Annotated in this window: 24 protein-coding genes and 2 pseudogenes; 12 read left to right on the top strand and 14 right to left on the bottom strand. The window is 38.8% G+C overall.

Annotation, left to right across the window (positions count from 1 at the left end; genetic code table 11):
• Position 1: 1 nt before the first annotated feature.
• From H0W62_04870 to gyrA, 4 genes and pseudogenes are all read right to left on the bottom strand, one after another.
• Complete coding sequence (locus tag H0W62_04870; protein MBA3647872.1) at positions 2 to 325, bottom strand: winged helix-turn-helix transcriptional regulator; 324 nt, start codon at positions 323 to 325, stop codon at positions 2 to 4.
• Positions 326 to 690: 365 nt separating this feature from the next.
• Positions 691 to 1,084: pseudogene (locus H0W62_04865) on the bottom strand (VOC family protein).
• 193 nt (positions 1,085 to 1,277) lie between these two features.
• The gene (locus tag H0W62_04860) at positions 1,278 to 2,438 is read right to left on the bottom strand and encodes a tetratricopeptide repeat protein (protein ID MBA3647871.1); all 1,161 of its coding nucleotides are present in this window, start codon (positions 2,436 to 2,438) and stop codon (positions 1,278 to 1,280) included.
• 25 nt (positions 2,439 to 2,463) lie between these two features.
• Entirely contained in the window at positions 2,464 to 4,983 is a 2,520-nt protein-coding gene (gene gyrA / locus H0W62_04855; protein ID MBA3647870.1) for a DNA gyrase subunit A, read from the bottom strand.
• 251 nt (positions 4,984 to 5,234) lie between these two features.
• Between gyrA and H0W62_04850 the strand changes: the two genes are divergently transcribed.
• From H0W62_04850 to H0W62_04840, 3 genes are all read left to right on the top strand, one after another.
• Entirely contained in the window at positions 5,235 to 5,813 is a 579-nt protein-coding gene (locus H0W62_04850; protein ID MBA3647869.1) for an RNA methyltransferase, read from the top strand.
• 163 nt (positions 5,814 to 5,976) lie between these two features.
• Entirely contained in the window at positions 5,977 to 7,515 is a 1,539-nt protein-coding gene (guaA, locus tag H0W62_04845) for a glutamine-hydrolyzing GMP synthase (GenBank protein MBA3647868.1), read from the top strand.
• Positions 7,502 to 8,734, top strand: a complete 1,233-nt coding sequence (locus H0W62_04840) for an amino acid ABC transporter substrate-binding protein (protein MBA3647867.1) — start codon at positions 7,502 to 7,504, stop codon at positions 8,732 to 8,734. Before guaA ends, H0W62_04840 begins: the two co-directional genes overlap by 14 nt.
• 7 nt (positions 8,735 to 8,741) lie before the next feature.
• Here H0W62_04840 and H0W62_04835 read toward each other — a convergent pair whose 3' ends face one another.
• From H0W62_04835 to mnmA, 3 genes are all read right to left on the bottom strand, one after another.
• Positions 8,742 to 10,397 (bottom strand): S8 family serine peptidase, encoded by a 1,656-nt coding sequence (locus H0W62_04835; protein ID MBA3647866.1) that lies wholly within the window; start codon positions 10,395 to 10,397, stop codon positions 8,742 to 8,744.
• A gap of 206 nt (positions 10,398 to 10,603) precedes the next feature.
• Complete coding sequence (locus tag H0W62_04830; protein ID MBA3647865.1) at positions 10,604 to 11,296, bottom strand: hypothetical protein; 693 nt, start codon at positions 11,294 to 11,296, stop codon at positions 10,604 to 10,606.
• Between the two features lie 21 nt (positions 11,297 to 11,317).
• Positions 11,318 to 12,418, bottom strand: a complete 1,101-nt coding sequence (mnmA, locus tag H0W62_04825; protein ID MBA3647864.1) for a tRNA 2-thiouridine(34) synthase MnmA — start codon at positions 12,416 to 12,418, stop codon at positions 11,318 to 11,320.
• 94 nt (positions 12,419 to 12,512) lie between these two features.
• Here mnmA and H0W62_04820 point away from each other — a divergent pair, with 94 nt between their 5' ends.
• The 6 genes from H0W62_04820 to H0W62_04795 all read left to right on the top strand — a co-directional run bounded on the left by H0W62_04820 (position 12,513) and on the right by H0W62_04795 (position 17,565).
• Positions 12,513 to 13,004: an ATP-dependent zinc protease gene (locus tag H0W62_04820; GenBank protein ID MBA3647863.1), complete on the top strand. Its 492-nt coding sequence runs from the start codon at positions 12,513 to 12,515 to the stop codon at positions 13,002 to 13,004.
• 63 nt (positions 13,005 to 13,067) lie between these two features.
• Complete coding sequence (rimK, locus tag H0W62_04815; protein ID MBA3647862.1) at positions 13,068 to 13,973, top strand: 30S ribosomal protein S6--L-glutamate ligase; 906 nt, start codon at positions 13,068 to 13,070, stop codon at positions 13,971 to 13,973.
• Positions 13,974 to 14,100: 127 nt separating this feature from the next.
• Entirely contained in the window at positions 14,101 to 15,039 is a 939-nt protein-coding gene (gene mdh / locus H0W62_04810) for a malate dehydrogenase (protein ID MBA3647861.1), read from the top strand.
• Positions 15,040 to 15,217: 178 nt separating this feature from the next.
• Positions 15,218 to 16,585 (top strand): hypothetical protein, encoded by a 1,368-nt coding sequence (locus H0W62_04805; GenBank protein MBA3647860.1) that lies wholly within the window; start codon positions 15,218 to 15,220, stop codon positions 16,583 to 16,585.
• Between the two features lie 120 nt (positions 16,586 to 16,705).
• Positions 16,706 to 17,215 (top strand): DoxX family protein, encoded by a 510-nt coding sequence (locus tag H0W62_04800; protein MBA3647859.1) that lies wholly within the window; start codon positions 16,706 to 16,708, stop codon positions 17,213 to 17,215.
• A 110-nt stretch (positions 17,216 to 17,325) separates the two neighbouring features.
• Positions 17,326 to 17,565: a four-helix bundle copper-binding protein gene (locus H0W62_04795; GenBank protein MBA3647858.1), complete on the top strand. Its 240-nt coding sequence runs from the start codon at positions 17,326 to 17,328 to the stop codon at positions 17,563 to 17,565.
• A 129-nt stretch (positions 17,566 to 17,694) separates the two neighbouring features.
• On the opposite strand, the gene glf is transcribed toward H0W62_04795, so the two are convergent.
• From glf to H0W62_04765, 6 genes are all read right to left on the bottom strand, one after another.
• Entirely contained in the window at positions 17,695 to 18,852 is a 1,158-nt protein-coding gene (glf, locus tag H0W62_04790) for a UDP-galactopyranose mutase (GenBank protein ID MBA3647857.1), read from the bottom strand.
• Positions 18,842 to 19,987 (bottom strand): glycosyltransferase family 1 protein, encoded by a 1,146-nt coding sequence (locus H0W62_04785; GenBank protein MBA3647856.1) that lies wholly within the window; start codon positions 19,985 to 19,987, stop codon positions 18,842 to 18,844. Before H0W62_04785 ends, glf begins: the two co-directional genes overlap by 11 nt.
• A 263-nt stretch (positions 19,988 to 20,250) precedes the next feature.
• Positions 20,251 to 20,466 (bottom strand): hypothetical protein, encoded by a 216-nt coding sequence (locus H0W62_04780; GenBank protein ID MBA3647855.1) that lies wholly within the window; start codon positions 20,464 to 20,466, stop codon positions 20,251 to 20,253.
• Positions 20,467 to 20,560: 94 nt separating this feature from the next.
• The gene (locus H0W62_04775; protein MBA3647854.1) at positions 20,561 to 21,046 is read right to left on the bottom strand and encodes a low affinity iron permease family protein; all 486 of its coding nucleotides are present in this window, start codon (positions 21,044 to 21,046) and stop codon (positions 20,561 to 20,563) included.
• Between the two features lie 172 nt (positions 21,047 to 21,218).
• Positions 21,219 to 21,764: a ferritin-like domain-containing protein gene (locus H0W62_04770; protein MBA3647853.1), complete on the bottom strand. Its 546-nt coding sequence runs from the start codon at positions 21,762 to 21,764 to the stop codon at positions 21,219 to 21,221.
• A gap of 604 nt (positions 21,765 to 22,368) precedes the next feature.
• On the bottom strand, positions 22,369 to 22,611 hold the full coding sequence (locus tag H0W62_04765) for a hypothetical protein (GenBank protein MBA3647852.1): 243 nt from the start codon (positions 22,609 to 22,611) through the stop codon (positions 22,369 to 22,371).
• Positions 22,612 to 22,870: 259 nt separating this feature from the next.
• Between H0W62_04765 and H0W62_04760 the strand changes: the two genes are divergently transcribed.
• Positions 22,871 to 23,845, top strand: a complete 975-nt coding sequence (locus H0W62_04760; GenBank protein ID MBA3647851.1) for a YihY/virulence factor BrkB family protein — start codon at positions 22,871 to 22,873, stop codon at positions 23,843 to 23,845.
• Between the two features lie 78 nt (positions 23,846 to 23,923).
• Here H0W62_04760 and H0W62_04755 read toward each other — a convergent pair.
• A pseudogene (locus H0W62_04755) lies at positions 23,924 to 24,174 on the bottom strand (hypothetical protein).
• A 244-nt stretch (positions 24,175 to 24,418) separates the two neighbouring features.
• On the opposite strand from H0W62_04755, the gene H0W62_04750 reads away from it, so the two are divergent.
• Positions 24,419 to 24,862: a clan AA aspartic protease gene (locus tag H0W62_04750; GenBank protein MBA3647850.1), complete on the top strand. Its 444-nt coding sequence runs from the start codon at positions 24,419 to 24,421 to the stop codon at positions 24,860 to 24,862.
• 109 nt (positions 24,863 to 24,971) lie between these two features.
• On the top strand, positions 24,972 to 26,435 hold the full coding sequence (locus H0W62_04745) for a hypothetical protein (protein MBA3647849.1): 1,464 nt from the start codon (positions 24,972 to 24,974) through the stop codon (positions 26,433 to 26,435).

The raw sequence follows: 26,435 nt of genomic DNA, 5'->3' as shown, positions 1-26,435 counted from the left end.
TCTATTTTTTTGATTTGTATTTTTTCATAATTGTTTCCAATTTATTAAACCTGTCATCCCACATTTTGCGGAATGGCTCAATAAAGTCGGCTACTTCTTTCATTTTTTTTGCATTGATGAGATAGAAAATTTCCCTGCCGTTTTGCTCCTGATTGAGCAATCCGCACTCGGTGAGTATCTGCAGGTGTTTTGAAACGGTGGGTCTGGCTGTGATAAAGTTTGAGGCTATTGCTCCGGCTGTAATTGCCTGGGAAGCCACTAACAACAAAATAGCCCTTCTTGTAGGGTCTGCTATGGCCTGAAATACATCACGTCTTAAATTCATTGCGTAGCTATTTGACTACAAATGTATGTGTAGTTATTTAACTACGCAAATTTTTTTGAGAAAATTTTGTAATGTTTTTGTTAAGAAGAAAAAGGGGAAGAAGAAATAAAATCCGCACAGAGGGAAACTAATCTTTTAACTACGGTTGCTTCATTTATTTTCTGCAACTTCCTCCTCTAACACTTTAAATCTCCGGGGAGTGAAGCTGGGGGAGAAGAGAAATTTCTTTTTGAAGGGTGGGAGATTTAAAAAATAATTTTCAGTGGCAGTATAATCTCTTTCCGCAGGTTAACATTGTAGGCAGCTTAGCTAATACCTTATAGTGAGTTCGAGCATTCTCTGTCCGCCTTTGTTTATTTATATAATTAGAGGCCTTCCATAAAAAAGACATTAAACCTATGACCATCCGGGTCGGCAAAAACAAAACCATAATATCCTTTTCCAAATTCTTCCGGCCTAGAAATAATTTTCCCGCCTGCTTTTTCAACCTCTTTTTCCCAATTATCCACATGGTCTTTGCTTTGAGCGGAAAGTGTAAATAAAACTTCGTTTACGTTTTGTGAGTCGGCTATTTCACTTTTTATACTGGATTTGAGTATATCTCTTAAAGAAGTGCATTACAAAATCATTTTCGCCAACAATAAAACTTGTTAATTCTTTATTGGCACCGTTAGGCTTAAAGCCTAATTCAGTATAGAATTTTGTTGTTCGCTCTAAATCGCTCACGGCTAAATTTGACCATATCATTTTTGGATTCATAATTTTTATTCTTTAATAAATGAAGATAATATTTTTTTGTTTTCTTTCTCCGAAGCTTCACTTCACTAAGTAAAGAGCCAACCTTAATTGCTTTGTGCCTATAATTAATATTATGTTAAGTAGGAACTTACTTGTTTATACATTCAGGCGGACAGTTTAACCCACTCCTTTATCATCAATCGATCTTCGTGGTTTAACCTTTCGTGGCATCCATCTCCTGCTTGATGTCATTAAGCTTATCCATCATATTCAGGCGTGCATACAATTCCTTCAAGGCGGACATCGTATCCATGTCTTTCAGGTCAATCTGGTGAGCCTGCTCCAGGTACGGCAGCGCTGCCTTAAATAATTGATCACGATCAACCTTTAATACATCGTATTTTTTCTGTGCATTAAGATCGAGCTTATTCATTTGGTTGTTCAGTTCCACCGCCTGGTTGTAGTACATGGCACCTAAACGATAAAAGGCATCAAAGCTTTTAGGATCTACCTGTAAAGCCTGCATGTACGTTTTTCGGGCATTGACCGTATCCTTTTGCTGTTCATATACATTAGCAAGGTTAATATACAGTGCGGTGAACTTTGGCTCTTTCTGTATAGCTGCATTCAGCTTCGTTATAGCTTCATCATATTTCTTTGAGAATAAATACACATTGAGCTCCTGAACCATAAGCCCCTCATCCTGAGGATACATTTTGGAACCCTCGGAAATAATATTCGTGGCTTTAGTGGTGTCTCCCTGCGCCAGGTAAATCATACCCAAATTGGAATAAATATCAGGCATCATTATTTTTTGATCCAGAAGCTGTTGATACAGCTGGGTAGCTTCGTCATATTTTTTGCCTTTGGCAGCAGCATTTGCAGCATATAATGTGGATAACGTATCTACTTTTTTCATATTAAAAGTAGTATTAAGATATTGGTTGATATCGGCAGATTGCCTGAAAGATGCATAGGCAGTCGCATAATCCTTATTGTTATAGGGTATTACACCATTATTAAATGTATGGAACGAACTTTCAATCAACCCCTGTTGTATCTGTTCCTTAAATTCATTCTTCGGGTTCAGCTCCATTGCTTTTTCATATGATTTTATTGCTTCCGAAAGAGCTTCAGGATGTTTTTTTCGCATTACCGAATCATCATACATGGAAAGGTATATGGTAGCACGGTAAAACCATGTTTTAGGCCAGGCGGCAGTCTTTGAATCCTGCGTGGCTCCTTCAATAGAAGTACGCGCATTTTCCATTTCGCCACTTTTGATATAATTCCAGGCACTTACCACCGCAGAAGATTGGGAAAATACATTGAATGAAAGAACCAATGAGGTTACAAACAACACGAACTTTTTCATGGAATGTTTTTTATGATGTGTTAAATTAATTTTTACTGAACAAGTCTCCCTGCGGATCACCCGATTTTTCATTATCGATATCATCAATAATTTCTGAATTATCCACTTCTATTTTAGCCACACTAGCTATCTCATCCTCTTTATTTAGTCTAATCAGCTTAACACCCTGGGTAGCCCGGCCTATTACTTTTATATCACTCATAGACATCCTGATAACGACGCCTGACTTATTAATGATCATCAGATCATCACTATTAGTAACTGCCTTCATGGCAACGAGCGTACCAGTTTTTGGCGTAACATTTAATGTTTTCACCCCTTTGGCACCTCTTCCTGTAATCCTGTATTCATCTATGTCAGTTCGCTTCCCATATCCCTTTTCAGATACCACAAGAATTGTCTTGGTAGTATCTTTCTTATCCACGCAAACCATTCCTACCACCACGTCATCCTTCTTTTTAAATTTTATCCCGATTACGCCTGCGGCTGCCCGGCCCATAGGGCGAACTTTTTCTTCATTAAAACGGATGGCAAATCCATTCCTTACCGCCATAAGGACTTCACATTTTCCATTCGTCATCTTTACTTCAAGCAGTTCATCACCCTCTTTTATGGAAATTGCATTGATACCTGAAGCACGTGGCCGGCTGAATTCTTCTAATGTTGTTTTCTTGATAATTCCTTTTTTGGTACAGAATATCAGGTAGTTATTTTTCAGGAATTCTTCATTGGAAAGGTCTTTTACATTAATTACTGCCCGGACATTATCATCTGCAGGGAGATTAATTACATTTTGAATGGCTCTTCCCTTCACCGTTTTATTTCCCTCCGGTATTTCATATACTTTCAGCCAGTAGCATCTGCCCTGCTCTGTAAAAAATAACAGGTAATTATGGTTTGATGCTATAAAGAGATGTTCAATAAAATCCTCATCCCGCGAGCCGCTCCCAATAGAGCCTTTGCCGCCTCTTCCCTGCTTTCGGTAACTGCTGAGGCTGGTTCTTTTAATATATCCCAGGTGACTGATCGTGATAACCATTTCATCATCAGCAATAAGGTCCTCTATATTCATATCTTCCGCTGAATAGACGATCTCGGTACGGCGCTCATCACCGTACTTCTTTTTCATTTCAAGCATCTCATCCTTAATAATTTCGAACCTAAGGGTCTCATTCGAAAGCACATCTTTGTAATAATCGATCAAACGCATCACCTCTTTATATTCATCCCGGATTTTATCACGCTCCAGACCAGTTAACCGCTGTAAACGCATATCAAGGATAGCCTTGCTTTGAATTTCCGAAAGATTAAACTGTTTCATCAAACCTTTCAGCGCATCATCAGGTGTTTTGGACGACCTGATCAAGCTAATCACTTCATCGAGGTGATCAAGTGCAATAAGCAGACCTTCAAGTATATGCGCTCGTTTTTCTGCTTCGGATAATTCATACTTAGTCCGGCGGACAAGTACTTCATGGCGAAAATCAACAAACACGGAAATCATATCCTTAAGATTCATTTGCTTTGGCCGGCCCGCTACAAGCGCGATGTTGTTTATGCCATAAGAGTTCTGTAACTGGGTGAACTTAAAAAGCTGGTTTAAAACCACATTCGGAATAGCATCTTTCTTGAGCTCTACTACCAGCCTTACTCCATGCCGGTCTGATTCATCCCGTGATTCTGCAATACCATCAATGACTTTATCTACTGCCAGTTCATGAATTTTGGCATGGATGAGCGCTTTATTTACCTGATAAGGAACTTCCGTGATTACAATCCGCTCCTTCCCGTTTTTCATTATTTCAATATTGGTGCGGGCACGAACTACTACTTTTCCGCGGCCGCTCAATAGCCCCTGCCTCACACCATCGTATCCATAAATAATTCCTCCCGTAGGGAAATCAGGAGCCTTTACAAACTTTATAAGGTCTTCAATAGAGATATCCTTATTTTCAATGTAGGCAACAATGCCATCAATTACTTCGGAAAGATTATGAGGCAATATATTAGTTGCCATACCGACTGCAATACCGGACGCTCCGTTAATAAGCAAATTAGGGATTCGACTGGGTAGTACCGTAGGTTCCTTAAGGGTATCGTCAAAATTAAACTGGAAGTCAACAGTATCCTTATCAATATCTGTCATCATCTCTTCCGCCATTCTTTGAAGGCGGGCCTCTGTATACCGCATTGCCGCGGGAGGATCATTATCCAGTGAGCCAAAGTTTCCCTGCCCATCCACCAACGGATACCGAAGGGACCAGGGCTGCGCCATTCGAACCATCGCTTCATAAACAGCGCTATCACCATGAGGATGGTATTTTCCTAAAACCTCACCAACTATACGAGCCGACTTTTTGTAGGGCCGGTTAAACCCAAGCCCCAATTCGTTCATTGCAAAAAGGATTCGCCGCTGTACAGGCTTCAGGCCATCACGGGCATCTGGAATGGCTCGGGAAACAATCACCGACATCGAATAATCGATGTAAGCAGTCTTCATTTCCTCTTCAATATTAACCGGTATTACCTTATTGCCATTTACCATCAGAGCGTATTAGTTTAGAAGAAAATCTTAAAAATTTCCAATCCTGATTTCGAGGCTTGGAACAGAGCAAATTTACAAATTATAAAAGGAAGAAGGGATGCCCAAATTGGATAAACACTACGGGTGTTTATAAGTTAATATTTTGTGGATTACAATGATTATTGCAGGGTTATACTAATTGCGTTAGATAAAAATGAAAATAATCAGCAGTAGTAAAAGATACAGCTTATTTAATTTCGAAAATTGAAAACATGACGGATAGACGCGATCAACGGATGAAGGATGTATTAGCGGCCAGGCAACTGGATTTAACGGTAATTCTGGAAGATGTATGGGACCATCATAATATTTCAGCGGTGCTCCGGTCATGTGATGCCGTTGGAATTCAGGAAGTTTTTATTATTTCCCCCAAAGGAAAAAAAATATCTGACTTTGGAAAGAAATCGTCCGCCAGTGCAAGCAAGTGGTTAACGATACACCATTTTTCCGATACCAGGGAATGCCTGCATGAAGTAAGAAACAGGTACTCCCGCATCTTTTCTACACGGCTCGATAATGCTTCAACATCAGTTTATAACCTGGATTTAACCCAATCCACAGCTTTAGTTTTTGGGAATGAACATACCGGTGTCTCAAACATTGCTTCCACTTTATCAGATGGCAACTTTATTATTCCACAGGCAGGCATGATCCAAAGTTTGAATATTTCAGTGGCATGCGCTGTATCCCTTTATGAGTGCTTCCGGCAAAGAAATGAAAGCGGGTTCTATAGAAATAAAATTCTGACACCGGCATTATTTAAATTATATGAGGATTGGAAAAAGAAATGATAACGGTAGGAATTAATCGTCTGATCAATTTTCTCTTATTTCATTGGTTTCTGAAACCGATAAAAATTCAAAATAAATTTAAGTGGTTATGATTTAATATGATTTAACCAGAGAATGCTTAATTCTTTGGATGGAAAATTCCTTAGAGTTAACTTTGAAGCACATGGAGAAAATCTTAATTATTGATTTTGGTTCCCAATATACACAACTTATTGCCCGCCGCGTACGTGAATTAAAAATCTATTGTGAGATTTACCCGTATCATAAGTTTCCATATCCGGATGCTGAGGTAAAAGGAATTATTCTTTCGGGCAGTCCTTTTTCTGTACATGATAAAGATTTCCCTGATGTAGACCTGAATAATTTACTGGGAAAAGTTCCTGTTCTTGGAGTATGTTATGGCGCTCAGCTTATTGCATTTAAAACAGGCGGTGAAGTTATGAGGTCATCGAGACGGGAATATGGCCGGGCTCATCTACATAAGCTTCCCAGTGAAGATGTAATGCTTAAAGATGTAAATGATGGCAGCCAGGTCTGGATGTCTCATGCAGACACCATTACTCATATTTCCAGGCAATTTGAATTATTAGCCAATTCATCTAACGTGGAAGTTGCTGCATTCCGCAGCCTTAATGGTTCATATGGGCAACCGGTTTATGGATTTCAGTTTCATCCGGAAGTTTTTCATTCGGTAGAAGGAAAAAAAATACTCTACAATTTTTGTGTGGGTGTTTGTGGCTGCGCACAGACCTGGACACCCGCAGCTTTTATTGATACCGCAGTTGACGACATTAAAAATAAGGTCGGGAATGAGCACGTGATGCTGGCATTATCGGGCGGAGTCGATTCATCTGTTACAGCTGCCATACTTCATTATGCTATAGGGCAAAATCTTTTTTGCTTTTTTATAGATAATGGATTGCTCCGTAAAAATGAATTTCAAAAAGTGATGAGCGCCTACAAGCAAATGGGTTTAAATATTGACGGTATTCAGGCAGGTGATCGTTTTTTAAAAGCTTTGCAGGGAATAAGTGATCCTGAGAAAAAGCGAAAAGTTATAGGCGAACAATTCATTCGGATATTTGAGGAGGAAGCGCAGAAGCTTAATAAAATTAAATGGCTTGCCCAGGGAACTATATACCCGGATGTGATAGAATCCATTTCTGTTCATGGTCCTTCGCAAACCATAAAGAGCCATCACAATGTAGGTGGATTACCCAAGGATATTAATCTGAAACTTGTTGAGCCGGTTAGATCACTTTTTAAAGATGAAGTGAGGCTCATTGGCAAGGAGCTTCATGTTCCGGAAGAAATATTAAGGAGGCACCCGTTCCCTGGTCCGGGATTGGCTATAAGGATTCTCGGAGATATTACAGCAGAAAAAATAAGCCTTGTACAGGAGGCGGATGACATCCTGATAAACGCTTTGCGAAAGCATGACTTATATGATAAGGTATGGCAGGCAGGTGCCATTTTACTCCCGGTGCAATCTGTAGGAGTGATGGGCGATGAACGTACGTATGAAAATGCAATCTGTATCAGGGCGGTAGAATCAACAGACGGAATGACTGCGGATTGGAGCCATCTACCCTATTCTTTTCTGGCAAACGTTTCAAGTGAAATTATCAATAGTGTGAAGGGTATTAATCGTGTGGTGTACGATATCAGTTCTAAACCTCCGTCAACCATTGAGTGGGAATAAACTCTTTATTCTTTTATTTTTTTTAAACTTTCTTGCATTAGGCTGCATTGCGCAGACTGATAGCAGCCAGATATTACCGGACAGCATTCTTTCAAAGCCTCCTTCACAAAATTTCTTTCAGAAAAAAAAGCAATACACTGTAGCCTTATTTTTGCCCTTCGAATCAGGTAAGATTTATATCAGGGACTTATTAAAGGGTAACTTTTTTATACCTGATGAAACACAGCTTGCTGTTGAATATTACCAGGGACTTTTACTTGCCCTTGACTCACTTAAATCTCTTGGTCTCCAGCTTAAGCTTCTGGCTTATGATTCAGGAGATTCTGTTCACTTGTTATCGATATTAAAAAATGACGAAATAAAGACAGCAGATCTTATTATGGGACCTGTTTTAAATAATCGTTTACAGGTGGTAGAAAAATTTTCATCTGAAAATAAAATTTACCTTCTGTCTCCGTACTCAGCTATGGTGGTCAGTAAAGAGCCTAACTCATTTTACCTTATGGCTAACGCGACTCTTCAATCGCACTGTCAGAAAATTGAATCGTATCTGGAAAAAAATTACGCCGGGAAAAAAGTTTTTTTAATTCACCGAAATAGGGAAAGCGACCTTGAACTGGCTGGTTTTTTTAAAAATGATCGGCCTTCTGAAGCACAAAAGATTCAATATATGGAGTTTACGGACAGTACTGTAAATAATTATAAAAATTTGAAAGATTCCCTTTCAGCTTTGGATAAAAACATTGTTATAGTGGCCAGTTCTGATGAACCGTTTGCAAACAGCGTTATTAAGCAATTAAGCCATTTGTCTGAAGATTATGAAGTGGAGGTGTATGGAATGCCTACCTGGAATAAGTGCACATTCATTTCCCAAGCTGCTTTAGATAAAATTAACATAAACATCTCGAGCTCTTTTTGGCTAGATAAAGATGGAAAAGCAGCTAAATTTTTTAAGGATAAATATGTTTCTAAATTTAACCTGAGCCCAACGGAAAACGCTGTGAGAGGTTATGATCAGATGATGTTCTTCGGAAATTTAATGCTGGGCGGCATGGCTGCTGATTCGGATATTAATAAAACTGCCACTCTTATTGGCGATCAGTTTAAATTTGTGCCTGTTATATCTTCAAACGAAGACCAACCTGTATGGTTTTATGAGAATAAGACCGTACACATTTTGAGATATGAAAATGGTAACTGGATAAAATTGGAAGATTGAATTGTAACTAGTCCGATTTTAGAACTTTTAAAATGTCCGCATGATCTCCGTAATTGAATCGAATAAAATAATAGCCGTTGGAAAGATTTCTCATTTGTGGAAATGAAAAATAATTTAAGCCCCTTAGAACGGAGTAATGGTTCGAAAAGAATTTTCTTCCGGTAATGTCCTCTCCTTCAATAGTTATATTTTCATTTTCAGAGGAAGAAATCAAAACATTTACATGGTCAGAAAAAGGGTTTGGATAGATTACTGGTTTCGATACATTTAAATTCTCCGGTGTCTTATTAGAAAGTATCAGATCTGCCAGCTCATAATTTGGAATGCCATTTCCCATTGAGTCATTGGGATTATAATATAAGCTTGCACTCTTTTGTATGGTAGCAATAACCTCCATATTATTTTCCTCCTGATGCGCCTGCCACAAACAGGCAGTTATTCCTGCAATAATTGGGTTCGAAAAAGAAGTGCCATTGCTTTTGTAGGGTATTCCTGAAAAAGCGTCCACTACATATACACCAATACCTTCTGCAGTCACATTTGGCTTTAGGTCTCCGTCGGATGCAGGCCCATATGAACTAAATGCTGTAATGGTTCCCGTTGAATCAGTGGCACCTACCGTTAAAATACTGTCTGCATCACCAGGAGCGGTAATATAATGCCAGGGATGGTTTCCCTCATTGCCTGCACTGCTGCATACTATAATGCCTTTGCTTGCGGCCATATCAGCGGCCCGCGTGACCATAGTAGTATTACCATCCATCTCTTCATAAGTATGGTTAAAAACAGAATCCTCAAACACACTGTAGCCCAGTGACGAAGTAATAAGATCCGTCCCTAAGCTGTCCGCCATTTCGGCACCGGCCGCCCAGTTGTGTTCTTCTATCGGATATTCAGAATTTTCATCTTCTGTTATAAATAAATAAAAACTGGCTTTTGGGGCAGTTCCCACCATAATGCCAGGTTGGTTAGCTGCCATTGTAGAAAGCACGGAACATCCGTGCGTTGCACCTCCATAAACATCTTCTTCACCAGTAACAAAACTCCTGGTTCCCAACACCCGGTGATCCGCATATAAACTGTCAAAGAGACTTATGTTAGGTGCATTAAAAAAACCGGCATCAAGCACGGTAATAATGATTCCATCACCACGAAATCCTCTCTGATGAAGGATCTCACCTCTGAGCATGTCAATTTGATGGAAAGCAACCCCATAATCAGATTCCGAAAATAATTCAACACGCTGGGGATAATCATAAGCGTTGTCTTTATCAGGTATTTTTCCTTTACCCGATCGGGGTGCAATAGGGTTAGAGTTTTTAACAAATGGAAATTGCCGGATTGCATTCAGAGCAATAGAATCAGATGTTTCAATAGATATAGAGTTTAACCATTTCGAATTATTCAATATTTTAACTCCTGTATTTAATACTTGTTGAATATAATCGGGATTAATGGGAAGATCGGAAATGGTAATAGGAATTTGCTGACGTGCCCTTCTGTCGATAGCACGTTGTGAAAGATATTGTAAAGGATCACTGATGGAAAAAGGGTTATTATCCTTATCAGTGAATTCAATAATATACCGATGGTAAATTGTGGTCTGTGAAAAGCCAACTTTACAGCAGCATAAAAGCATGAAAAATACAATATGGCATTTCATACAAAAAAGTTTAAGGAATTAAATTACTCTATTTTCTAAAATTGAAAAGATATAAAATTGAACCGATATATGAATAGACGAGCAAATACTCAGAGCGTTGCGGGAAGCTTTAATATTTTTCGGTTAGAAGATAAACAGGAATACAGTCGCGGTGCAAGTACAGAAGAGCTGGTTCGTACGTAAAATTTAACTGGCTGGAAACTTTCCTAATTAAATTCTTTAATGCTCATTCTATACACCGTTCCATCAGGATAAGAACCGGGCTGCGTTTCTATGTGAGCAGCTTCTTTATAAATCAATCCTACTCCTTTCGCATATTTTTCTTCATAGAATATTTTCTGAATTGCATTTTCATCATCATGCTGCAACACAGTTACCGTGGAATCAAATGTGAAAGAATTTATAGCTGACGTTACATTAACTGAAGTATATTCATAATTCCAATCTGATAAGTAATCCGTAGAACTATCAATTAATATTTTACTGTTGCCTTTCCAGCTTTCATTTAAAAATATCGGAAATACAAGCTTTATAAACCGTAAATTTTCTTCTACCTTTTCAGCCGAATTTGCAGTAAGGCTTGCTGACCAGATATCAGTAACATTCCATGCGCTTGTCTCATCATTTCTTTTGCTCCTTACAATTCTGTAAACAGTATTTGCGGAGCCATCTGTGAAGGCTGTATCAATTAATTCCTGAATTTGATAATGGAAGGAATCGGTCCTGCTGAAAAAGCTGCTGTACACAATTGAGTCGACATCATAAATAATATATTTCCCAACCCATAATGGAAAATAATTTCTATCCGATATATTTAATTCAGGCGTAAATGTTTTTTTTTTACAGGAGGACATAGCAACTATAAACAATAAAATCCAACAGAAATAGATTTTTTGCATTTCTATAATTACCTATCCGAATTAATTTTTAAGGCCTGAATAAATAATTCCTCCACCTATTACATCATTTCCTTCATAAAACACAGCGGACTGACCAGGTGCAATTGCTTTCACATACTCCTTAAACTCTACCCGAATATTATTTTTATTACGGTATAACCTGCAGGGAGCGCCTGCATCTTTATACCGGACTTTTACAATGGCATCCATGCCATCTTCGATATCATTATATTTCTGAAGATTTATTTTGCCTACCTCCATTACATTTCTGATTAAGTTTTCCTCCTCCCCTAGTACCACTGTATTCGTTTCGGCTAAAATATCCGTCACAAAAATAGGCTTGCCAAAAGCAGTTCCTAATCCCTTCCGCTGACCTATTGTATAGAATGGATATCCATCATGGCTTCCAATAGTCTCGCCTTTAGTATTGATAAAAATTCCATGGGCAACTTTATCTTCCAGGCCGGAAACTTTTCGCTTCAAAAATCCACGGTAATCATTATCCGGTATAAAGCAAATTTCATAAGATTCGTTTTTTTTAGCCAGATCAGTATAGCCCCACTCCATACACATGCTGCGTATTTCTGCCTTGCGAAATCCGCCTAATGGAAAACGGCTCAATGCTAAATTTTCCTGAGTAATACCCCACAATACATAAGACTGATCTTTCGATTCATCTATGCCCTTAGAAATAACGTAACGGTTATTCTCATCGCGAACCCTTGCATAATGTCCTGTAGCAATAAATTCACAATCCATTTGCCTGGCACGCCAGATCAATGCAGTCCATTTTATATGTGTATTACAAAGCACGCAGGGGTTTGGAGTACGACCTGCAATGTATTCATCCACAAAATCCTGGATGACGGCGCTACTGAATTCTTCGCGGATATCAACTATATAGTGAGGAAATCCCAAATCTACTGCTACTTGCCGTGCATCATTCATCGAATCAAGATTACAGCATCCGGTTTCTTTTTTAGAGCCTCCGCTTACTGCATAGTCCCAGGTTTTCATGGTAATGCCCACAACTTCATAACCTTCATTATGCAGCATAACTGCTGCAACGGTACTGTCGATGCCACCGCTCATTGCTACCAATACTTTTCCATGCTTGCTCATGCTAATGCAAAGATACAATTTGATGAAAGCCTTCACAACTGCATTAAACGTTATTGCTGTCTCTGCGTATCTTAGATTTATTTTTCTTTATACAATGAAAAAAGACTTCAGGCACATTATAGGCCGTACAGATAAAGTGGATTTTCCCGAACTGGATCTTTATAATATTGAGGCTAAAATAGATAGTGGTGCCTATACCAGTTCCATACACTGTGAAAATGTAATGGCTTTTTATTCGCAAAATGATCACTACGTCAGTTTTACCATTTATGATAAGGAAATGCCGATTACAAAAGAGGGAAAAGTGTTTGCGAGTAAGCAGGTAAAAAATTCATTTGGCCAGATAGAGTACCGGTACTCTATAAATACTGTAATTAATCTTTTTGGGGAAAACTACATTATAGAATTAGCGTTAACCAACCGCTCTTCAATGAAATTCCCGGTATTGCTTGGAAGGAAATTACTAAGAGATCATTTTATAGTCGACGTTACCAGGCAAAACTTATCTTACCGTGAAAAAATTAAAAAGCAGGTTAACGCTGAAAAACCATATAAACCGGGTACAAAAAAAGATCGGCTACAGTAAAGGCTATATTAATTTTATTGGTTTTATTAAAGTGATTATAAATTATTGACGGCAATTCAGCAGATGAAAATTATTATCCTCTCCCGTAATCCAAAGCTTTATTCCACAGCAAGGCTCCTACAGGCTGCAAAAGAATTACAGCACCAGGTGCTGGTGCTGGATCATACTAAATGTTATGTTTCCATCGAGAAGAGCAAGCCATCCATTCATTATGAAGGCACTGAAATTAAAGAAGTGGATGCTGTAATTCCGCGTATCGGTGCATCCGTAACGTTTTATGGTACTGCTGTGGTTAGGCAATTTGAAATGATGCGGATATTTTCAGCAAATGAATCGCAGGCTATTGTGCGTTCCCGTGATAAATTAAGGAGCTTGCAGCTGCTCTCCCGCGCCGGGTTAGGCATACCCAAAACAATCTTTGCTGATAATTCACGAAAGGTAGATGATCTTATCAAGATGGTTGGTGGCGTTCCCCTTGTTGTTAAGCTTTTGGAAGGCACACAGGGAATCGGGGTAGTTCTTGCTGAAACAAACCGTGGTGCAAAATCAATTATTGAAGCATTCCTTGGTCAGGATATATATATTTTAATTCAGGAATTTATTAAGGAGGCTAATGGTGCAGATATTCGCGCTCTTGTAGTGGATGGAAAAGTTATCGGAGCTATGAAAAGGCAGGGAGGGCCGGGTGAATTTCGATCCAACATCCATCGTGGAGGTACAGGAGTTCCGATCCGACTTTCTGTAGAAGAAGAGCTTTCTGTGCTCCGGGCAGCAGATGTGCTGGGGTTGAAGGTGGCCGGGGTAGATATGTTAAGGTCATCACGCGGTCCGATGATTTTAGAAGTAAACTCTTCTCCAGGCTTAAAAGGCATTGAGCAGGCCACCGGCATCGATATAGCCAAAGTAATTATTCAATATGTTGAACGAAATGCATTGAAGAAAGAAGTCAGTGATAAAATTGGAATTTAGCAATCTGTAAATGACTTCTGATTTTATCGAACTATACCTTAATTCCACATTAGAAATTCAATTTGTTATTCCCTCCCGATAATTATTGTTTTCTATTTTTACGCACTCTGATAAAAAAATCACTCTCATGAAAGTAACAATAGTAGGTGCCGGAAATGTAGGGTCAACCTGCGCCGATGTGATAGCCCGAAATGATTATGTTAACGAGGTAATATTACTTGATATAAAAAAAGATGTTGCTGAAGGAAAGGCACTTGATATCTGGCAAACATCGCCTATAAATATGTCAGGTACCCGGGTAAAGGGTACTACAAATGATTACTCGGCAACTGCCAATTCCAATGTTGTGGTAATAACATCCGGACTGCCCCGCAAGCCGGGTATGAGCCGGGATGATTTGATCTCGACCAATGCAGGAATTGTAAAAAGCGTAACCGAGCAGGTAATTAAGTATTCCCCTGACACAGTGATCATCGTTGTTTCCAATCCATTGGATGTAATGACTTACTGTGCTTACCTGTCAGCTAAGGTTTCATCAAGCAAAGTGTTTGGTATGGCAGGCATCCTGGATACTGCCCGCTATAAAGCATTTCTTGCTGAAGCTTTGGATTGTTCACCAAAAGATATACAGGCTGTGCTTATGGGAGGCCATGGAGACACCATGGTTCCTCTCCCACGCTATACCACCGTAGGGGGAATTCCTGTCACCGAAATGATTGCAAAATATAAGCTGGACGAAATAATTGATAGAACGAAAAAGGGAGGTGGCGAAATTGTAAATCTTTTAGGAACCTCGGCATGGTATGCTCCTGGTGCTGCAGCAGCACAAATGGTTGAGGCTATTGTTAAGGACGAGAAAAGAATCTACCCATGTTGCGCTTTGTTAAATGGTGAATATGGGCTTAAAAATATATATCTCGGAGTTCCGGTTAAGCTTGGGCGAAATGGTATTGAACAAATTATACCTCTCGATTTGAATGAAGAGGAAATGAAATTGCTCAATGACTCCGCAACTGCTGTTAAGGAAGTAATGGATGTTTTCGACAATATGAAAGTGGTAGCATAGACAGTTAAGCTTTATAATATATTCTAATATTTTGGGTGCAGCATTCCCCTTCCCTGAGTACAAAATTCTACACTTATTGAGGAGATTTATTTAATGGTAATGGTATGCATGTTGGCATAATATTCATAGAAGATTATACTCTCTTTACATATTTTAAATCACTCAAAATTTTAAAATCATGAGCAACAATAAGAACAAAAAAAGCCGTGAGGATGATAATGAATCCTCAAAGAGCACTGTTCCTGGCGCTGAGAAAAACAAACAGGAACAAAGTCAAAAAACTACCTCGCAACAAGGTTCATTTGATGTGAGCTCAGAAAATCGCAATGAAAATGAAATGAAGGGTCAGGGTGAAAATCAGCCATTTAAAAATGCTGAAAAAGAAAATCAGTCTTTCAATTCTGGTTTAGGCAAGCAGTCAAAAGAGACTGGTTCAAAAATGGAAAAAGGTTCTGGTTCTACCCAATCCAATAAGCAAAAGAATCAGGGCTCAGGAAATAAACAGAATGAAAAGCCGGGAAGCCAAAGTAGTCAGGGTGAACGTGGATCACAAGGCATGCAACAAGGTGGGCGGAACCAGGAAAGTGGTTCAGAATGGGGCCAGCAAAGAGGTCAAGGTGGTTTTTCACAAGGAGGTGGATACGGTTCGGGTCAGGGTGGCTGGAATCAGGAAAGAGGACAAGGGGGTGGATTTGGACAAGGAGGATATGGTTCAGGTTATGAACAGGGTGGATGGCAACAAGGTGGTGGAGGTTCCGGTTGGAATCAGGAAAGAGGTCAAAGTGGCCAGGGGGGAAGCTATGGCCAAGGTGGTCGCGGAGGAGAACAAGGTGGCTGGAATCAGGAAAGAGGACAGAGCGGGCAAGGTGGAAGCTATGGCCAGGGCGGAGGATCAAATCAAGGCAGAGAACAAGGTGGATGGAACGAACATCAGCAAGAAAGAGGCGGTAGCTACGGACAAGGTGGATACGGATCAGGCCATAGTGGAGATCAGGGTGGACGGCAGCAAGGTGGTGGTGGTTCCAGCTGGAATCAGGATAGAGGACAAAGAGGCGGCGGCCGCGATCAGGGTGGCTATGGTTCGCAAAGAGGACAAGGTGGTTATGGTTCCGGCCGCAGACAGGGAAGTGAAGGTGGATATGGGGGTGGTTCCGGATCTGGTCAGGGTGGATTTGGTGGAGGTTCAGGATACGGCCAGGGAGGTTATGGTGGTGGAGAAAATGAAGAATCCCGATATGGCTCACGGAGTGGTGGAAGAGGAAGACAAGGTGAAGAGTACGGTTACGGTAGCAGGGGTTATGGAAATGAAGGTAGTTCAGGAATGAGAGGACATCAGGATTGGGATGATGAAAGTTCTTATCGCAGTGGCCGATTTGAAGACTCCGGCTCTTCCGACTATGATGAAGATGAATATGAAAATAACAACGACATGGATTCATATGATGACCATTCTTCAAACTCCGGTTCCAGAATGAAGGATGATGATAATAATGACTCTGATAGGAATTCACGCAGAGAGCGCAGAAGATCCCGCCGCAACAGATAACGTGAGCTAAGGCTTTAATAAAAAAACCCTCCTCAAAGAGGGTTTTTTTATGTATTTTTTTTGGTATTTTGCACACCAGATTATTACAACGGCATCAATATTAATTCTAAACCAAACTGCATGAAACTATTTGATAGATTGGAAAGCTGGAGTGAAAAGCATCATTCTCCATGGATGGATGTATTTCGTATAGTTTTGGGTCTTATTCTAATATTTAAAGGATTTGTTTTTATAGCAGATACGTCGTTTTTATTAAATATTCTGAATACAAACTTTGGGATAAACAGTGTCGTTTTGGTGCATGTAATATCTATTGTCCATCTCCTGTGCGGATTTTTAATTGTTGCAGGACTTGCATCGCGTGCGGCAGCACTTATTCAAATTCCAATTGTATTGGGTGCAATTTTTTTAGTGAATTTGCATACGGGAGGTGCCCGAATAGGTGAATTAATTCTATCATTAATAGTATTGCTTCTTTTAGTTATGGTATTTATTAAAGGCTCCGGAAAGTTTTCAGCTTATTACTATTTGATAAATAGCAAAAGGTCACGGCAGACCGATGAATCACATGGCGATTATAAGGGAGGCTCGTCCGTTGCGCCAATGGATAATGAGGCAAATATTTTATAATATAAAAAGCCAACGTTTTGGAAAACCAGACCTATGAAAACGTGCTGAAAGCATTGCTTGATTGTGCTGCGCGCTGCGAAGAATGCGCCTTGGCATGTATATCCGGTAATATGGCAAACCTTACAAGATGTATTCGCCTTGATCAGGACTGCAGCGCTGCATGTATGCTTACTGCACAAATGATTATGCGAAGCAGTGAATATGCTCCTGTGCTCTGCAGTATTTGCGCAGAAATATGTGACGACTGTGCTTCAGAATGCAGTAATCATATTGACATGGAGCATTGTAAACGATGTTCTGAAGCATGCCAGCGTTGTGCGGAAGAATGCAGAAAAATTACTTCGTACTGATATTAGTGCAAATAAAATAATCCTCAGCTTACTATAATAATTCTTCAAGACTACTTCATAGCACAGCTATAATTTACACCAGTAATTTCTTATTACACCAAAATAATTTCAAGAGTACAAACGGACTATTTACTTAGGTTCCGTAAGTACTGTTCCAATGTGGAAACGCTCGCTATAGATTAATTTTTCTTCCTGAGGCGTAAACAATTTCTTAAAAAGTGTTAATGCCTGTGCTACTACCTGGTCCATATTATAATACCTATACGTGGCTAATCTTCCTACAAAATAAGTATCAGGCACTTCCTTAATCAGTAAACGATATTTATTCAATAATTCTGTATTTTCAGGTTTAGGTACAGGATAATAGGGATCTCCTTCATCGTTTGGATATTCAAAAACTATTGTAGTCTTATGGTGCTGTTGACCTGTTAGCTGCTTAAACTCAGTTATACGGGTGTACAAATGTTCATTAGGAAAATTTATAGTAGCCGTAGATTGATACTGGTCCGTCTCAAGAGTTTGAAATTGAAAATCGATAGACCGGTAAGGCAATTTTCCATATTCATAGTCAAAAAATTCATCAATAGGTCCTGTGTAGACTAATTTTTTGTGTGGAATAATATTGACAAGATCCTTATAATCCGTATTCAACATAAGGTGAATATTAGGATGATCCAGCATCTTACTGAACAGTGCAGTGAAACCATGTAAAGGCATCGCCTGATATACATCAGTGAAATACCGGTTGTCTTTGTTATAGCGAACAGGTAAGCGGGCAGTTACACTTGGATCAAGATCTTTGGGTTCCATACCCCACTGCTTTTTTGTATAGCCCAGGAAAAATTTTTCAAACAATTCTCTCCCAACCTGGCTCACAACCACATCCTCCGAATTTTTTACCTGCGGTATAGAAACTGCCTGTAAAGCAAAATACTCTGCAAGCTGTTTCCCTGTAAGGTGTAATCCATAAAGTTGATTAATGGTATTTAAATTAATTGGTACAGGAACCAGTTGCCCGTCAACACTCGCAAGAACTCTATGTTCATAAGGACGCCATGCGGTAAATTGTGACAAATAAACAAACACATCCTTGGAATTCGTATGAAAAATATGAGGGCCATATTTATGAACTAAAATTCCATCTTCATTATAAAAATCGAAAGTATTACCACCAATATGGTTTCTTTTATCAATTAATAAAACTTTTTTATTGGCAATGGAGGCTAGCCTTTCCGCTAATACACTGCCGGCGAAACCGGCTCCCACAATTAAATAATCATATTTCATGCAGCTCAGTTTTTGTTGTTTTAAATATCTCTTTCTTATATATAATGTCGTTCATTTTCTCCCAGGTACCATTCCAGGAATTTTCTTCCAGCAATATTTCTATTTCATTTTTCCAGGTTTCGGATTCTTTTAAACTTAACTCTTTATTTAGAAAATCTTTAAATTCTTCACCATTTGTAGCTATATATACTAACCTCTTTTTTCCATAAATGTTCACTACATCTTGAATTGGTGTAGAAATAACCTCTAAACCGGCCGCCAGGTATTCCGGGGTTTTAGTAGGACTTATAAATGCTGTTGATTTATTTAATGCAAACGGTAACAGACCGAATTTCCAACCTGACATATATGCCGGCAGCTCATTATATGTTTTCATGCCAAGGTAATGCAGGTTAGGTGCTTTAGGAAGCGCCTCAACATCAATTTTCACAACGGGTCCGATCATTATAAAATTCCATTCAGGGCATTTATCAGCCAAATCCTTCAATAAATGCAGGTCCATACGTTCATCAATTACTCCTGCAAATCCTGCTTTAGGTTCGCTGATTTTAATTTGGTCAGCAGGTTCTTGATTTATAGCCCGGGCATGTTTAAAATGTTCACTATCCACGCTGCTGGGAAAAAGATATACATTCGAATGCTTCTTCCTTTTTGATTCAAACAAACTTTTTCCACCGGTAAAAACGATATCTGCCCGATCAAATAATTCATTTTCTAAAGCCTTAAGTTCGGCGGGTGCATGTAAAAAGGCTGAGAGTTCATCCATGCAGTCATAAATAATTATTTCCGGTGACAGATGTTTCGTAAATGCTAAAGCAGCAGGAGTATAATACCATAAGAGATATTTATCTTCAATTTCTTTTTCCATCCATTCATCAAGCAAATCTCTTTGAATTGCTAAACTATCCTCAACAGTTGCCTCTTTAACTATATGGGGAACGATTATCTTCAGATTATCACCGCGGTGGTAAGTCTCGAAATAATTATGATCACTATCACAGATTGATTCTTCAATATAAAAAACGGGTTGATGTAAAGCAAAACGTGATAGAAGATGCTGAGGGCGCTGATATACAAAATCCCATCTTAAATGGCTAAAGCATAATAATGGAAGTTGTTCAAACGAATTAATCATTCATTATAATTTATAAACAGCGCAAATTTAAACCGTTTAGTAGTCTAAGCGCATGCCAAGAGCACCCGGCCTTTTTTTCGATGTATTAATTTTTTAAGCTGGATTGAATATTTACGCTCTGGGTACAGATTTCTACGTATAAAGGGGCTTTCTATACCCAATTAATTTAGAGCGACATATCTAAAGAAACCTATAGAGTTTCTGTATATAACGAAAAAAGCCAAAAGAAAACTTTTCTTCTGGCTTGTTAAAAACAATAACTGTTATTTTCTATTGTTTCCGGAAGCGCCGGACCCTGAACGCTCACCACCCTTTTTTTTCGATGAGTCATCATCATCGTCACTATCATTGGATCCCTGTTTTTTAGAACTTCCCCCACCTTTTGAGCTGCCACCTTTTTTTGAATCATTGCCTTTGCCCTGAGAAGATTTACCGCTTCCGGATTTACCGGACTGCTGGTCCTTTTCGTTTTGTTTCATAATAAATATTTTTTGTTTGAATGATTTAAAGTTAAATATTATACCAACTTTTTAAATAAACATGCGGGACTTAAACATGGGCAAAATATCGGAGTTACTGTTGCTCTTTTCTCTTGGGGGAAGCAGTTTTCTGCTGCTTAACACGATGCCTGGTTTCCGCTTCACCAAGGGAGTGTGAAGTGTGAATATCATTTTCTTTAGCGGATTTTTTTGCAAGAAGAATATAAAATTTTTTCAGTGCCTGAAGTTCATCTTCTGTCAAATCCTCAATATCGATCAGTCTGTTACTGGAACCTGTATCTGATGCTATTAATTCATTTAACTTCAGCTGGAGCGCCATAGTATCCTTATTCTGTGATTGCTGAATGATAAAAACCATTAAAAATGTAATTATTGTTGTGCTGGTATTAATTACTAATTGCCAAGTATCTGAAAACTTAAAAATAGGGCCTGTTGCAGCCCAAATAATCACAATAAGCAACGCTGTTAAAAAGGCGGAAGGCCGACCAGTTGCTTTAGTAACTTTTGCTGAAAAGCTGTCAAAAAACCCGGTTATTTTATGCGGTTGTTTTTTCTTCATAAGTATAATTTATAACTGTAAAAGACGATAATTATATTATAAAGAAAGATCAAATTGCACTTGATTATCGACGGTCTTTTTCAGACATAGATATTAAAGCTGAAATAAAATACTACGGGATCGCAGATAAATTAAATTACCTGTCGATCCCGTAAAATATATTACTGATCACCTATTCCCCGCTGGCATCAAAATTTATGTTGTTCTCAGCAATTGAAGTAAGCTTTTCGTCAGCTTCTTTTTCTTCATTAAGAGTTTCTTCAAGAAGTTCTGCCACATCTTCACGGCCTAAAGTTTTTGCAAGTTGCGCTAAGCCGCCATAAGTGGCAATTTCATAGTGCTCTACTTTTTGAGCAGCCATAATAAGTCCAACATCACGGGTAAGCGAGCCTGCTTCTGTATCTTCAACAATGCCTTCCCCTTCTTTCGTTATTCCTTCCATTGCCTCACATTTCTTCGCCTGTGGCTTCTTTTCCATTATTTCAAATACTTCCTCTAATCTCGAAATCTGTTCTTGTGTAACCTGAAGATGTTCCTGCATAAGTTCTTTTAATTCATCGGTAGTGGCTGCTTTAGCCATTCTGGGCAACACCTTCAAAAGATGTTTTTCTGCCCAATAAATATCTTTTAATTCATCAACAAAAAATTCTTCAAGCATTGATTTTTGTTCCATTGAACGGTCATCCATTGCGCCCTGATCCATTGATTTTTCACCCATTCCAGATGATTTTTTGACAGGTTGTTTTTTCCCAGAAGCGGATTCGCCACGACTGCTTTTTTTCTCCATGATTGTTTTTTTTAAGTGAATGATAAGATCTTATAAATATAAATATTGTGCCGCAGTAATAAGTATAGAAAGAATACATTAATAGTAACTGTTGAGGAAATAAATTCCGATAGTACAAATGTTGTTGAAATAAATACTCATTGCAAACAGTAAATGCGTTCCAAAAATCATTATCTTGAATTACTTTTTTGAAACATAACCTTATCAGGTTGTTTAAAAGCCGGAGATGATTTTTTTAATAAGATTGCTACGAATGCTTGCTGCCTTTTTTGGTTCTACCAAATAGGTAATTAGACCCTCAACCCAGGTATCTGTATTTGTTCGAAATAGATAAAGGATTAATCCTTAATCTGTACTTCATCTATCGGTGTAAGCTTTGCAAGTTCTTTAAAAGTTCGAATATTTTGTTCCATTTCAGGACCCAGTTCTTTTAAAGCGACTTTCCTCATTAGTTTCTACACATTCCAGTTCGCTTTCATACGCAATATGTATTGGAATCTCATTCCATATAAATGGAAATTTTTTCCAGGAGTAATTATAAATATGCGATTGCAGCAAGAATTCGGGAAGCGTAAAATCCTGCCACCTCGGAGGCAATAATTAAAATTTCTACTAATCTTACCACTTTCAATAAATTATACCTGGCAGAAACGGTATGTGATTTTTTTGAAATTACCATTTCCATTAATTTGGCAACTATCAGCAGAATGATGGAGAAGAGACATCCTGATATTATTTTCTGAAAAAGTAATTCATACGATCCAAGAAGATGAAACATGTGCAGGCCAAAGAGAATATAAGCTGCCGGAAAAAGCGCCGTATGGCCAAAGTAAGTACCTATTCAGACCTTTTGAGTATCGTTTTTTTTGAGGCAGGGCCATGAATTCCGTCATCTTCTTTTAATGATTCCATATTTAATGCTTATATCATGTTATAGTTGATAAGGTAAAACATCGTGCAATAGCATTAATTTGCTATGGTGACAATGGCATAGAAATATCATTAAGTGTTCAGAAAAATTCCATAATCAATATATAATGAAGACTGATAACCATACAAAAGATAGAGAAGATATTAAAAAGGTGCAAGAAGAATTAAAATCACCCTTCTCTAAATTATCGCATACCTGGCCCATTTTAAAAAAGACTGCAAAAGCATGGATGGCGCAGGATCCCTCGCGCCAAAGTGCCGTTATTGCCTATTATGCAATTATTTCTCTTCCTGCCCTGCTGGTTATTATTGTAGCCATAACAGGAAAAATCTGGGGTAAAGAGGCGGTCACCGGGAAATTGTCAGGACAATTTAGCAATGTGATGGGTACCGATGCGGCAAAGCAAATTGAGGAAATGATTAAAAATGCTGCTATCAGTGATAAAACTGTAATTGCCACCATTCTTGCAGTTGTCATTCTGCTTATGGGAGCTACCGGGGTTTTTGTTCAACTTCAGAAATCATTAAATATGATATGGGAAGTTAAACCTTCGCCCGGTAAGGCATTTCTTAAATTGTTGAAAGTGCGTATTTTATCATTTGGGTTGGTGTTAACGCTCGGTTTTTTATTATTGGTTTCTTTAGTGATTACTACTGTAATTTCTTTCTTCGGTGTGTGGTTAACTTCCCGCCTCCCTGAGGTGGCAGTTGTGCTTTTGCAAATCATTAATTTCATTATCACTTTTGGATTTGTTACAGTGCTGTTTGCGCTGATGTTCAAGTTTCTGCCAGACGCAAAAATTCAATGGAAGGATGTGTGGATAGGTGCCATTGTTACCGCTATTCTCTTTTCGCTTGGTAAGGAAGCTTTAGGAATATTCTTCGGTAAATTCCCTCCCGCTACCGCATTTGGGGCAGCGGGTTCAATTGTTTTAATCATGCTCTGGCTCTCTTATTCCAGTATGATACTTTTTTTCGGGGCAGAATTTACACGCCAATATGCCACGTGGGGAGGCCGGGAAGTACCTCCGATTGATGAAGCCACAAAAGATCCGTACGGAAGAATAAAAATCAATAAGTAAATGGAAAGGAGTTTAGCTTTTTTCAAGGTTTTACTAGTGCATTTACTGCTCTTCTCCTCACACTTCAGCCCTTCACAATTACTTTTTAGAAGAAGTTTTTGCTGATTTATCACTGGTAGATTTGGCTTTGCCTTTTGAAGAATTTTCAGAAGCACTGCTTCTCTTTGGAACCTGTTCTCCTTTTGCACGCGCTTCAGAAAGGCCAATAGCGATTGCTTGTTTAGGGTTGGTTACCTTCTTCCGCTTCTTCCGCTCTTTAAAGTTCCTTCCTTTTCTTTATGCATTGCTGTTTCAACGCTTTCACCAGCTTTCTTTGAATATTTAGCCATAGTTTTATTTTAGGTTTATTATTCAATTGGTATACCTGAAATAATTGTAAAAAATATCCGTGCCCTATATCAAGTATGGATGAAGAAACAGGTTTATTTAATGAAGAGTAAAAGCTGGTTCACCTAATTAAAATACCATCAGCATGAATCATTAGATGCTCCGCACTTGCATTATTCTGAATAGTAATTTAATGCGTCCATTGCCATTTATTAGAAATACAGGGTAGCTTTGAAGCCATATAAAATGGTAAAAAAAATAAAGGTACCCCTCGAAATACTGGCTCTGCAGGAAGATGGTCATCACATTTTTCTTAATGGAACTATCGGTAATCACAGTGTTCGATTATTAATTGATACCGGTGCATCAAAAACAGTTATTGATAAAAATTTCATTTCTGAAAAAATTCCGGAATTGCGTTTGGAACAAACAGATCAGCTCACCACCGGAGTTGGTACAAATACTATCCAAAGTGAGTTTACAAGAATGAAAAGTCTTACATTAGGTAGCATACGGGTTAGTCCATACATAGTGGCAGTGCTGGACTTAAAACACGTTAATGAAACCTACGGTGTTATTAAGCTGCCGTCAATTCAGGGAGTAATTGGATGCGATTTATTAGTCCAGTACAATGCGATTATTAATTTCAAGAAAAAGCAGCTTCGTTTAAAATACAAAGACAAAAAGTAAATGTTAGGTTCGACCTCCTGTAAATGATTTTATCCGGCATTCAGTTAGTTGAAGACTATCTGTTTCAGGTCTCGCTTGGCTTCCTTTCGTTAATAAATGATAAAATTCTATGAAATTTTTTTTTATTACAGTTATTCTTTATAGCACTGTTATTTTTTCTTCGTGTAAAAAAGATAATTCTTCCACTATAATTCCATCTGATTATCCGGCAGATGTAGCTAAAATAGTTGATACAAAATGCTCAGTTACCGGCTGCCATAATACTGCCTCAAAGCTTGGTGCAGGTAGCCTGGATATGAGCACCTGGACACACTTGTTTGAAGGAGGAAGCGGCGGCTCTGTAGTAATCCCATATCGATCAGATGAAAGCTATGTAATGTTCTTTGTAAACACGGATTCTACCCGGGGCATTTCGCTTAAACCGACCATGCCGTATCTCCGGCCTCCTCTTTCAGATGATGAATACAATACCCTGAAAAACTGGATTGATGCAGGCGCACCAAACAGTGAAGGAACAGTTGCATTTTCTGACGATCCCAACCGGAAAAAATTTTATGTGGCAAATCAGGGATGCGATGAAGTGACAGTTTTCGATTCTAAAACCCTGCTTGCTATGCGCTACATTAAAGTTGGGATTTCAGATAATATTGAAACACCTCATCAGATACGTGTTTCGCCGGATGGACAATACTGGTATGTGATATTTGTAGCAAGCACGGTCATGCAGAAATTCCGAACTTCAGACGATACTCATGTGGGTGACATAGATATTGGAGTAGGATCATGGAATACCATGTGTTTTTCGGCTGATAGCAAATATGCATTTGCAGTGGATTGGGAAGACCAGGGCAAAGTGGTTTATGTGGATCTGGAAAATATGAAAGTTCTGAAAACGTATTCAGGTTCAGATCTGTTTTCATGGCCGCACGGAAGCGCCGTAAACAGTTCCTTCACCACGCTTTATGTAACCTCGCAATATGGCAACTACATAAACAAGATCGACATTACCGATCCGCTTTTTCCTGATGTGCAAAAAACAGTGATAAAGCCAGGGCAACAGCCTAACACCATTCCCAATACTTACGATCCACATGAGATTTTACTATCGCCGGATGAATCGAAATATTTTGTAACGTGCCAGGCATCTAATGAAGTGCGCGTTATGGATGCCGCAACAGATACGCTGATAAAGGTAATTCCTGTCGGCACATATCCTCTTGAAATGTCTGTTTCTAAAGTGCATCCTTATTTGTTTGTAACCTGCATGCAAGATCCTTGTGGTCAGCCGGCATGTCGGGGATCGGTTTATGTGCTGGACTATAATACACTGGAAGTAGTGAAAGTGCTTCAATCAGAATTATTCCAGCCCCATGGTGTAGCTGTAGATGATGAAAACGAAAAAGTCTACATCTCTAACAGGAATATTGATCCAAATGGTCCTCCCCCACACCATACTTCGGAATGTGGTGGTAAAAATGGTTTCATTAGAATTATCGATATGAATTTATTAGAATTCCTTCCGGGATACCGCACTGAAGTGAGTGTAGATCCTTATTCAGTCACCTCTAATTAA

The sequence above is a fragment of the Chitinophagales bacterium genome, from assembly GCA_013816805.1.
Taxonomy (GTDB): domain Bacteria; phylum Bacteroidota; class Bacteroidia; order Chitinophagales; family UBA10324; genus MGR-bin340.
Note: the sequence above shows the minus strand (reverse complement) of the source record. Positions and strands in the feature narration are given on the sequence as shown.